Below are 9362 nucleotides of genomic sequence, written 5' to 3' on the forward strand. Positions count from 1 at the left end.
TGGCGGGCGAACGCATCGGCGCAAAAGCCGGTGTCATCCGGCGGCTCGTCAACGATCGCTTCGAAGTGCCGCTGCACGAAGGTCGTAGAGCTGACCCCCGCCTTGCGCGCGGCGGCTTCGATCTTGAGGTTCGTCAACCGGTCGCACTTCACCGAGAACCGGTAAAAGCTGTCGGCGCGCTCTTCGGGGTCACGGCGGGCAAGGCTGGCCATCACGCTGCCACCTTCCGGCGCGCCCGGTAGAGCGAGCTGATGCCTTCGTCGATCTCGCGAACCGCCGCCCGCTTTGCCGCGGCGATGTCGGAACGCCCGGCGACGACTGCCGCGAGCGATGTCACCGCCTCGCTGGTTTCCTTGTGCACGTCGGCCAGGTCATCGACCCCGACGGCTGCCGGCGGTTCCGGTTCAAGCGGCACGAGCGTGTAGCCGAGCATGTTGGCCAGCTCTTCCAGCATCATCGGCGCGCCGAGCTGCCGATCGAGTGCCACGATGACGGCGGCGTTGATGAAGTTCGGCTCCGAGCGGGAGCCGTATTTCGACAGCATGTCGGTCGGCACGCCCGCGACGTGCTGGAAGACGCCAGGTCCGCCGGCGAGCTTGATCAGCTGCTCGGTGCGCGCCTTGATCCGAATGCGATCTTCGGCCGTGGTCAGGAAAAGGGCAGGGTCGAGCTTGGACATGGCAGCTTCCGGACAAAGCAAAGCCGTCAAGGAATTTTTCTTGCGAAAAGATTCCGTGCAGGCAGGAAGGGGTTTGATTCAGTGTGCGGGCGTCAGTTCACGGAGGCCCGCAAGCAGATGCACTCATGGTCCGCCACCTCGAAATCGGTTTGCCGCCCGGCGCGCATGCGCGCCGGCGAGATCGTCATCCAGATCGGCCACCGCACGGGCCAACACCCCGGCGCCGATCATCGTGGCGTATTCGGTCAGCGCCAGGGCGACGGCGCGCGCGTTCGTGCAGCGCTCGTAGGCGGCGACCGCGCGCACCAGCACCATCACATGGTCGGGCAGCAGGATCGCGTTGCTGGAAAGATCAGGCGCGCCGGCCGAAGAGGCATCAACTGCCGGCGCGCTGTCCTGGCCGGCACGAACGCTAGCCGGACAGGAGGACCCGTCCTCCGAAGCACGCAGTGCGCAGGAGGATTCAGTGAAATGGGCAAAGGGGGCGCCGCCCAGGGAGGAGCCGGACGGCGCGGCTGCGGCTTGGGAGGCCAACGCAGCGGGGAATTCATAGTCGACGGCGCCAGCCTGGCGCGGCACGAGGCGTTCGGTGAAGCCGACACCGGCAAGCCGTGCGCCACGATCGGCAAGAGCAGGAGAGGCGAGGCGCTGGCTCATGCTGGCACCGCAATCTCGGGTGCACGATGATGGCCGACAGAAGCAAGCTGACCGAACCGACCATCATCTTCGACACGTTCTGCACAAGCGTCGATGTCGATGCGCACGAAGAGTTCGTCAGGCTGACAGGGTGCGATGAAGTACCGGTCGTCGGCTACGACGGCCCGGAACTGCGCATCGTCGCGCGCATGGTGCTGCCGCGCGAAACCGCGCGAGACCTGGCGGTTGATCTGCGAAGACAACTCGCGAAGCGGGAGCGCTGAAATCATGCCGCGTCCTCCGCTGCCGGGTTGGCGATCAACCGCTCGAGCAAACGCTTCACAGGGCGGCTCGGCTCGGAACCTGTCTCGATCCGGGAGACGGTGGCCTGGTCTACGCCGAGTTCATCCGCCAGCTGCTGCTGCGTCCACTTGCGACTGGCGCGCAGGGCCTTGACGGACTCTCCAGTGATCGGTGCGGCGATGTTCATGGCGCGCAGTTATGCGCAACGCATACTCACCTGTCAATGCCCTGCGCATAATGAAATTCCTCAGAGTGCATATCATGGCTGAAGAAATCCACGACAGACTGAAGGCTTCCCGACTCGCTGCCGGCTTCCGAAGCGTGCGCGAGGCGGCAACCTCGCTAGGCATCCCCTATCAGACCTATGCGTCGCACGAAAATGGCAATCGGGCGTTCGACAACCAGGCCGCAGCGCAATATGCGCGTCGGTTCAAGGTCTCGATCGACTGGCTTCTGACCGGCCGTGGCGAAGCGCCAGAGGCGATGCCGTCGCTGGTGCCGCTGATGGGCTACGTCGGCGCCGGCGCTGAGGTTGAGCCGGATTTCGAACAGGTCCCGGAAGAGGGCATGGAACAGATAGAGGTTCCTTTCCCCCTGCCAGCCGACATGATCGCGTTGCAAGTGCGGGGTGATTCGATGCTTCCGCAGTTTCGCAACGGCGTGATCATCATTGTCTATAGGGAACAGCGCAGGTCGACCGAAAGCTTCTTTGGTGAGGAAGCAGCCGTGCGCACGACTGACGGCCGCCGCTTCATCAAGACGATCCTGCGCGGCACCACCGGCGTCAACCTGATCTCGTGGAACGCACCCGCCATCGAGAATGTGCATCTTGCATGGGTCGGCGAAATTTTCACCTATTTCCCGGCGACGGCTATCCGGCGCATCGAAAAGCAGGGCGGCATCCAGGGGCAACTCAGATTGAGAGCTTAAGCCGAATTATGCTCTGTGTATAATTTCCTTTGACTTGATATTATGCAATGTGCATAGTCACCTCCACTCGCAATCCCGCGATGGAGGCATGGCGTGTCGCTATCTCATCCAGTTGCCGTCAACGACAGAGCCGAGGTCTTCCTCGAGGCTGCCTTTGACCATGGCCACGCCGGTGCCGTCGGCCGCGGCGACCTGGCAATAGGCCGCCATTGCGATTCCGACGTGTATCTTGGTACCGACCAGCGTCCATCGCGCCGTGACCACTTCGACAAACGCACCGTTGATTGCCCCGATACTGCTACGCCGGATATCTCGAATGATGCCGGCGTCCCTGGCCTGATCCAGAACCTGTTGGCCGTTCCAGCCCTTGCAAATGTCGGCGCCCGCGACCTTCGGCGCTTCCGCCTGGTTCCCGCCCTTGTGCAGGCCAACCCACACCAGCACGGCGAGAGCCGGAATAATGAACCATTTCGAGAGCGCCTTCTTTGCCGGCGCATCCGGAGGTCCGCGCGTCGCGTTGCCGGCGAAGTCATGCCGGCAGAACCGGCAGATGCGCGCGTCGCGCTGAACTGTTTCCGCGCACTCCGGGCAAGTCTTGGTGTCGCCCTCCATAGTTCCCCCCCACAGCATTTTCCCCAACGAGAAAGGATAGTCCTATGATCACCTTCCAGCAACCGCCCATCGGCTCGCTGTCCACTTCCCCCGCAGTCTTCACCCAAGGCATCGTCGAGCTGATGGCCGATAAGATGCTGGAAATGGGCATGAACGGCACGGCGGTCACCGCCGACAGCCTGGCCGAACATTCCAGCTTCACCCGCGCCCAGATCGAGGAACACGGCCACGAAGCGGCGGACCTCGCCAAGTCGCGCGCCGTCCACAGGCTGGACTGACGGCCATGCAAACCGTCGCCGAACGTCTGATCGCGGTGGCCGGCCAGTCCGCCGAGATGGAAGCGTGGATTTCCCGCCAGCTTATGGCCGGCCAGAAACCATCGCAGATCCTGGCCGAACTGGGGCAGGGCGGTTTCGACCGCGCCTGCGCCACCCTGGCCAACGTGCACACACGCCTCGCGCTGGCATCGGCCTTCACCTTCGCGCTGGCTTTCGTCAGCGTCGCCGTGGGGCTGCGCTGATGAAGCCCCGCGTGCGCTGCCCGAACTTTCCCGAATGCCGCTGCGGCGACGACTGCACCGACCGCAGCGACACCCGCATGCTGCGCCTGCTGTTCGGCCTCTTCATCACCGGCACCGCGCCATCGGCGCAGGGCTGATTTACGTGGGAATGCGCTCATGAACCAGTCCGTCACGCAGCCTTGGGTGCAAGGCATCAGCTTCATGCAGCAGACCGTGCTGCTCACCGCTATTCGCGGCCCTGACGGCATAGGCAAGTATCATCCGTGCAAGTTCATGCTGCGCTGGTTTCGCCGATGCGTCCTGCTCTCGGCGATGGACGGCCGGGCGCTGACCGACCCTGCCGAACGCAACGGCGGCTCGTTCACCGGCCCCAGCTACGAGGCAACGGTCAGGCCGGTATACAAGGAATGGTATGGGCCGATGGACAAGATCGTCGGTGACTATCTGCGCTCACTCGACGAGTTGCCGCACCATTTCCAGATGCACTTCCTGCATGCGGTTCAGATTGTCGGCTTCAAGCATCCCGACGAGGTAATCCGCAGCTGGTGGGCGCAGGTCTATCTGCGGCTGGTCAACGACCTGCATCTGCACCCGGAGAGCGAAGCCGAAATGGATCGCCGCCTCGGCGACAATCGAGCCCAATGGCTCGAACGCAACGACGCTGCGACGGTGGATTGAGATGGCTGACAAATCCGCCATCGAATGGACCGACGCGACGTGGAATCCTGTCGTCGGCTGCACCATCGTCTCGCCCGGCTGTACGCGTTGCTACGCCATGGGCATGGCCGCCCGTATCGAGGCGATGACGAAGGCGCTGCAGGCCAAGGGCCAGACCGGCGCGCCGCATTACAACGGCACGACGCGCAAGGTGAACGGCAACACCATCTGGACCGGCAAGCTGGCCATGGCGCCCAACCACATCGTCTTGGAGCCGCTGGCCTGGCGCGCCCCGCGCCGCATCTTCGTCAACTCCATGGGCGATCTCTTCCACGAGAACGTTCCCGACGACTGGATCGACAAGGTGTTCGCCGTCATGGCGCTGGCGCCGCATCACACCTTCCAGGTGCTGACCAAGCGCGCGAGGCGGATGCGGTCATACATAAGAAGTCTTCCAAACCGCGATGATATCGTCGGCAAAGCTGCGGCTCATCTATGGGGCGGCACGGATCCTGACGGGGTTTTCGATGCTGCAATGCATGCGGTGCGTATGCCGCTGCCGAACGTCTGGCTTGGCGTCTCCGCCGAGCGCCAGCAGGAAGCCGACGAGCGCATCCCGGATCTGCTGGCGACGCCGGCAGCAATCCGCTTCGTCTCCGCCGAGCCGTTGCTTGGGCCAATCGACTTTACGCGCATGCGCCCTCCGGTCGACAAGCAGGTGTATGGCTTCCCTAACCTCGACGCGCTGCGCGGGAGTTGGTTTGTCGATGGCCATAGGCCAGACGAAGAGATGCCAGACACCGGCGTCCGCCTCCACTGGATCATAGTCGGCGGCGAGAGCGGTCATAAGAGCCGCGCAATGCACCCGGCCTGGGCGCGGTCAATCCGCGAGCAGTGCGCAGCGGCCGGCGTGCCGTTTTTCTTCAAGCAGTGGGGAGAGTGGCGCCCATCGACGCCAGAGCTTGCTTACGGGAACCCGCGATCGGGGTGGCGCTGTCTAGCCGCGCACCCGCATCTGCCGCGTCCGCACGAACTCTATCCCGAGGCTGGCGCCGAATTCGTCGAACACGTCGGCAAGAAAGCCGCCGGCCGGTTGCTCGACGGCGTCGAGCACAACGCCATGCCCGAACTGCGGGAGGTACTGGCGCTATGAGCGTTTACGTCGACAACGCCAAACATCCATTCGGTCGTCTTCTCATGTGCCACATGTGGGCAGACACGCGCGCAGAACTGTTCGCCATGGCGGACCGCATCGGCGTCCAGCGCAAGTGGTTCCAGCGCCCGGCCGGGCTTGGCGTCGCCGGCATGGATGCAACGTGGGAGCATTTCGACATCGCTCAATCGAAGCGTGCTCTGGCCGTCGCAGCCGGCGCGATCGAGACAGATAAATATGGCCCGGTCGAGCACACCGCCCGGCTGAAAGGCGACCAGGTGAAGCTCGAGCAGATAGCGGAGCTTCGCGCCAAGGGCTTCGGTGCCGGCGCAAGGCCCGCTGATCCAAAGCAGGGAGCGCTGCTATGATCGAGCTTCCCGACCTCGCCATTTCCGTCCGCCAGCCATGGCCATGGGCGATGATGCACTGTGGCAAGGATATCGAAAACCGCGACTGGCCGACGAAGATCAGGGGCCGTGTCTGTCTGCATGCCGCCAAGGGCATGACGCGCGACGAGTACGAAGACTGCCTCGCCACAATCCATGAGATTAGTCTGACGCACCCTTTCAAGCCGGGCTTGATGCTGCCGGCATTCGAGGAACTGCCGCGGGGCGGCATCGTCGGAACGGTCGACATAGTCGATTGCGTCGCTGAAAGCGCCAGCCCGTGGTTCTTCGGTCGCTATGGATTTGTTCTGCGCAACGTCGAGCTGCTTGACGAGTTCATCCCCGTCAAAGGCGCCCTCGGCTTTTTCAGATGGCGTGACAACCTCAATGCCGTGCCGGTGTTAAAGGCAGCGCCAAGACAGGGGAGCCTGCTATGACACAGACTCATGCTCCACAACCGTCATCCGTCCGCTTCCCAGTGCAGCCGCGCCTGGTGCCGGCGATCAAGGCGGCGCGCTATCTGCACCTGACGCTGCCGGAATTCATGGAATTGCTGCCGGCGCTGCAGCATCAGGGTTTTCCACGGGCTTGCCCGATCACCGGCAATTACGACCTGGTGGCGATCGACGCATGGCAGGACAAGCGCTCTGGCCTTGCCGGATCAGGATCCGGCGCGCAGTCTAGCGCCGAAATCGCAAGAGCGAGGCTGGCGACCCTTGGCTAAGATCAAGCTGAAGCACTACGTCATCCGCAAGGGCAAGTACGGCTACTGGCTTCCGACGCCGAAGATGGTCGAGGCGGGCTTCGAATGCATCTCCTGCGGCACGGATGGGCCGGATGCATGGGCGATTGCCAGGCAATGGGAAGACCGCTGGCAGGAATTCCGCAAGGGCAGGGAGCCGCCGCGCCTGCATGTCTGGCCGAAGGATTCGATCGGCGACGCCTTTACCCGCTATCGTAAGATGGATGCCTGGAAGCGCAAGCCGCCGCGCACGCGTGAAGACTGGGAACGTGGCTGGACGTTCATCGAGCCGTACTTCGCCGACCTGCCGCCGGCCGACATCACGCTCGAGCTGCTCGACGACTGGTATGGCCGCCTGCTGCGCGTCAGGGGCGTCGACATCGCCTATCGCGCCATGAAGACGTGGCGGTCGCTCTACAACGTCATGGCCGGAATGAAGCTGTGCCCGCCCAAGGCCGACCCCTCGCAGGCGATCCGCCGCCAGACGCCGCCGCCGCGTCACCAGACGTGGACGGAAGGCGAAGTGGTGCGCATGGTCAAGGGCGCCTGGCGCGCCGGCTACCGCGGCCTCGCCTGCATCATCGCCGTCGCGTGGGACACCAGCTTCTCGCCGGTCGACGTGCGCACGCTGACCCCGGCGCAGGCGATGCAGACGGCGCAGGAATGGGGTTTTCTCATCGCGCGCACCAAGAGCGGCGAGGCGGCTTTCGGCACGCTGTCGCCGCGCACCCAGCGCCTGGTGCTGGCCTACATCGAATCGCTCGGCGTCACGCTGCTCGACGATGCGCCGATCTTCCGCTCGCGCGGCTTTGAACCGGGACCGAAGGGCGGCCGGCCGCGCGCCGGCGTGCCCTACACCAAGGACTCGCTCGTCGACGATTTCGCCGACCTGCGCAAACTGGTGTTCGGGGCTGGGGAAAAGCGCCGGCTCATGGACATGCGGCGTTCGGGCGCGGTCGAGGCCAACGCCGGCGGCGCATCGGTCGAGGCGATCTCGGCCAAGATGGGTAATTCGATCGATGAGAACAAGGCGCTGCAGAAGACCTATATGCCGGTCAACCTGGCAGCCGTCCGTTCCGCCGATGCCAGCCGCCGCGAAGGCAGGAAACTGCTTGGTCAGGAACGGAATGAATACAAAAAGTTGAAACTCTCCGGAAAATGAGAGTTGAAACTTTTCAAGGGGCGGTAGCTAACCCCTTGAAATAAATGGCGCGAGTGACGGGGCTCGAACCCGCGACCTCCGGCGTGACAGGCCGGCACTCTAACCAACTGAGCTACACCCGCGCATGGCGAACACGTGTCAGCCGTGTTCGTCGTTGGGGCGCTGGATAAGGGGTTCGCCACCGGGTGTCAAGCGTGACAGGACAGCATAACAGCAAACAGGAGAAGGTTTTTTGACAGCCGGCGTTTTGTTGGCAAAACCGGCATCCAACCAGGGCATCCTGCGCTCATTTGGCCTTGCGAAGCGGACCCTGACCGCTTAAAGGTCCGGCCCGGAGCGGGCGATTAGCTCAGTTGGTAGAGCGCTTCGTTTACACCGAAGATGTCGGCGGTTCGAGCCCGTCATCGCCCACCATTCCATTAGTCCATTCAAACTGTTGCCAAGACACGGAACCGAGTCGTTCGGTAGATGCTGCAATCACGGCGGCAACAGTCGAAAATCATTGCCCTCCGGCAGCAACTGCCCGCCATCGACGACGATGGTCGTGCCGGTGATGTAGCTGGCATCGTCGGAGGCGAGGAACAGGAAGGCGTTGGCGACGTCGCGCGGGCTGCCGAGGCGGCCGAGCGGAATGGAGTCCTCCATGTTCTTGATGTAAGCCGCGCCGCGATGCAGCTCGATGGCTTCGGTCAGGATGTTGCCGGGCTCGACACCGTTGACGGTGATGCCGTAGCCGGAGAATTCGAGCGCGGCGGCACGGATGAAGCCGTTGATGCCGGCCTTGCTGGCCGAATAGTGGCCGTGGCCGGGGCTGGTGACATGCGGGCCGGTGATGGAGGAGGTGTAGAGCATGCGGCCAAAGCCTTGCGCCTTCATCGGCACCAGGGCCGCGCGGCTGGCATTGAAGGTGCCGCGCAGATTGACCGCCATGACGCGGTCCCAGTCGTCGGCGCTGGTATTCTCGATCAGTTGCCAGGGATAGATGCCGGCATTCTGCACGATGATGTCGAGGCGGCCATGCTGCTTCAGCGCCAGCGCCACGGCGGCCTCGGCGTCGCTCATTTGCGAGATGTCGGTGCGGATGAAGGGGACGCCCAACTCGTCAGCGGTGGCTTGCCCGGCATCGGCCTCGGTGTCGGCGAGCACCAGCCTTGCGCCTTCCTCGGCAAAGCGTAGCGCGATGCCCTTGCCGATGCCGCGGGCGCTGCCGATGATCAGCGCTACCTTGCCTTGTAACCGATTGGTCATGCGAGCCGTCCTGTCATGCGAGTCTTTGGCGAATGGTTTGCTTGAAGGCGTCGAGCAGCACGGCCGCCAGCACCAGCAGGCCGTGGATCACCTGGGTAAAATTGGCCGGCAGGCCCATCAAATTGATCGCCGTGTTGATGGCCGAGAGCAGCAGCACGCCGGCATAGACGCCGGGCAGGGTGCCGACGCCGCCTTTGAGGCTGACGCCGCCGATGACGACCGCGGCGAAGGCGTTGAACAGCAGGCCGACGCCGAGATTGGCGGTGGCGCCCGACGTGCGGATCGCCAGCAGCCAGCCGGCAAGGCCGGCAATCGCGCCGGCAAGCACGAAGGC

At 63.9% G+C, this 9362-nt stretch carries 18 protein-coding genes and 2 tRNA genes; 12 read left to right on the plus strand and 8 right to left on the minus strand.

What is annotated here, in order from left to right; all coding sequences use genetic code 11:
* From EN939_RS10415 to EN939_RS10425, 3 genes are all read right to left on the minus strand, one after another.
* Positions 1–212: hypothetical protein (locus tag EN939_RS10415; RefSeq protein WP_164750935.1), on the minus strand; the 212-nt coding region annotated here is incomplete at its 3' end.
* On the minus strand, positions 212–679 hold the full coding sequence (locus tag EN939_RS10420) for a hypothetical protein (RefSeq protein WP_127267942.1): 468 nt from the start codon (positions 677–679) through the stop codon (positions 212–214). The genes EN939_RS10420 and EN939_RS10415, both read right to left, overlap by 1 nt.
* A gap of 123 nt (positions 680–802) precedes the next feature.
* Positions 803–1336, minus strand: a complete 534-nt coding sequence (locus tag EN939_RS10425; protein WP_127267943.1) for a hypothetical protein — start codon at positions 1334–1336, stop codon at positions 803–805.
* Between the two features lie 26 nt (positions 1337–1362).
* Between EN939_RS10425 and EN939_RS10430 the strand changes: the two genes are divergently transcribed.
* The gene (locus EN939_RS10430) at positions 1363–1599 is read left to right on the plus strand and encodes a hypothetical protein (protein WP_127269939.1); all 237 of its coding nucleotides are present in this window, start codon (positions 1363–1365) and stop codon (positions 1597–1599) included.
* Between the two features lie 2 nt (positions 1600–1601).
* Here EN939_RS10430 and EN939_RS10435 read toward each other — a convergent pair whose 3' ends face one another.
* Positions 1602–1805 (minus strand): helix-turn-helix transcriptional regulator, encoded by a 204-nt coding sequence (locus EN939_RS10435; RefSeq protein ID WP_127267945.1) that lies wholly within the window; start codon positions 1803–1805, stop codon positions 1602–1604.
* Between the two features lie 74 nt (positions 1806–1879).
* On the opposite strand from EN939_RS10435, the gene EN939_RS10440 reads away from it, so the two are divergent.
* On the plus strand, positions 1880–2548 hold the full coding sequence (locus tag EN939_RS10440) for an XRE family transcriptional regulator (protein WP_164748671.1): 669 nt from the start codon (positions 1880–1882) through the stop codon (positions 2546–2548).
* 99 nt (positions 2549–2647) lie between these two features.
* Here EN939_RS10440 and EN939_RS10445 read toward each other — a convergent pair whose 3' ends face one another.
* Positions 2648–3160, minus strand: coding sequence for a zinc ribbon domain-containing protein (locus EN939_RS10445; RefSeq protein ID WP_127267947.1), 513 nt, complete (start codon positions 3158–3160; stop codon positions 2648–2650).
* Between the two features lie 44 nt (positions 3161–3204).
* Between EN939_RS10445 and EN939_RS10450 the strand changes: the two genes are divergently transcribed.
* Genes EN939_RS10450 through EN939_RS10485 form a run of 9 tightly spaced genes read left to right on the plus strand, consistent with a single transcriptional unit; the run spans position 3205 to position 7780 of the window.
* Positions 3205–3438 carry a hypothetical protein gene (locus tag EN939_RS10450; protein ID WP_127267948.1) on the plus strand — a complete coding sequence of 78 codons (234 nt, stop codon included), beginning with the start codon at positions 3205–3207 and terminating at the stop codon, positions 3436–3438.
* Positions 3439–3443: 5 nt separating this feature from the next.
* Positions 3444–3680 carry a hypothetical protein gene (locus EN939_RS10455; protein ID WP_127267949.1) on the plus strand — a complete coding sequence of 79 codons (237 nt, stop codon included), beginning with the start codon at positions 3444–3446 and terminating at the stop codon, positions 3678–3680.
* Positions 3680–3817: a hypothetical protein gene (locus EN939_RS37975; protein ID WP_164748670.1), complete on the plus strand. Its 138-nt coding sequence runs from the start codon at positions 3680–3682 to the stop codon at positions 3815–3817. Before EN939_RS10455 ends, EN939_RS37975 begins: the two co-directional genes overlap by 1 nt.
* Positions 3818–3836: 19 nt before the next feature.
* Complete coding sequence (locus EN939_RS10460; RefSeq protein WP_127267950.1) at positions 3837–4358, plus strand: hypothetical protein; 522 nt, start codon at positions 3837–3839, stop codon at positions 4356–4358.
* 1 nt (position 4359) lies between these two features.
* The gene (locus EN939_RS10465; protein ID WP_127267951.1) at positions 4360–5490 is read left to right on the plus strand and encodes a DUF5131 family protein; all 1131 of its coding nucleotides are present in this window, start codon (positions 4360–4362) and stop codon (positions 5488–5490) included.
* Positions 5487–5858, plus strand: a complete 372-nt coding sequence (locus EN939_RS10470) for a DUF4031 domain-containing protein (RefSeq protein WP_127267952.1) — start codon at positions 5487–5489, stop codon at positions 5856–5858. The genes EN939_RS10465 and EN939_RS10470 overlap by 4 nt, the downstream gene beginning before the upstream one ends.
* The gene (locus tag EN939_RS10475) at positions 5855–6313 is read left to right on the plus strand and encodes an ASCH domain-containing protein (protein WP_127267953.1); all 459 of its coding nucleotides are present in this window, start codon (positions 5855–5857) and stop codon (positions 6311–6313) included. Before EN939_RS10470 ends, EN939_RS10475 begins: the two co-directional genes overlap by 4 nt.
* The gene (locus tag EN939_RS10480) at positions 6310–6600 is read left to right on the plus strand and encodes a hypothetical protein (protein WP_127267954.1); all 291 of its coding nucleotides are present in this window, start codon (positions 6310–6312) and stop codon (positions 6598–6600) included. Before EN939_RS10475 ends, EN939_RS10480 begins: the two co-directional genes overlap by 4 nt.
* Positions 6593–7780: a hypothetical protein gene (locus tag EN939_RS10485; protein ID WP_127267955.1), complete on the plus strand. Its 1188-nt coding sequence runs from the start codon at positions 6593–6595 to the stop codon at positions 7778–7780. The genes EN939_RS10480 and EN939_RS10485 overlap by 8 nt, the downstream gene beginning before the upstream one ends.
* A gap of 45 nt (positions 7781–7825) precedes the next feature.
* On the opposite strand, the gene EN939_RS10490 is transcribed toward EN939_RS10485, so the two are convergent.
* Positions 7826–7902 (minus strand) — tRNA-Asp (locus EN939_RS10490).
* Between the two features lie 216 nt (positions 7903–8118).
* On the opposite strand from EN939_RS10490, the gene EN939_RS10495 reads away from it, so the two are divergent.
* Positions 8119–8194: transfer RNA gene (locus EN939_RS10495), tRNA-Val, on the plus strand.
* Positions 8195–8257: 63 nt separating this feature from the next.
* On the opposite strand, the gene EN939_RS10500 is transcribed toward EN939_RS10495, so the two are convergent.
* Both EN939_RS10500 and EN939_RS10505 read right to left on the minus strand, forming a co-directional pair.
* A complete protein-coding gene (locus tag EN939_RS10500) occupies positions 8258–9028 on the minus strand; it encodes an SDR family NAD(P)-dependent oxidoreductase (RefSeq protein ID WP_127267956.1) in 771 nt (256 codons plus the stop codon).
* A gap of 13 nt (positions 9029–9041) precedes the next feature.
* Positions 9042–9362: ABC transporter permease subunit (locus tag EN939_RS10505; protein ID WP_442919529.1), on the minus strand; the 321-nt coding region annotated here is incomplete at its 5' end.

It is taken from the genome of Mesorhizobium sp. M7A.F.Ca.CA.002.05.1.1, assembly GCF_003998335.1.
Lineage (GTDB): Bacteria > Pseudomonadota > Alphaproteobacteria > Rhizobiales > Rhizobiaceae > Mesorhizobium.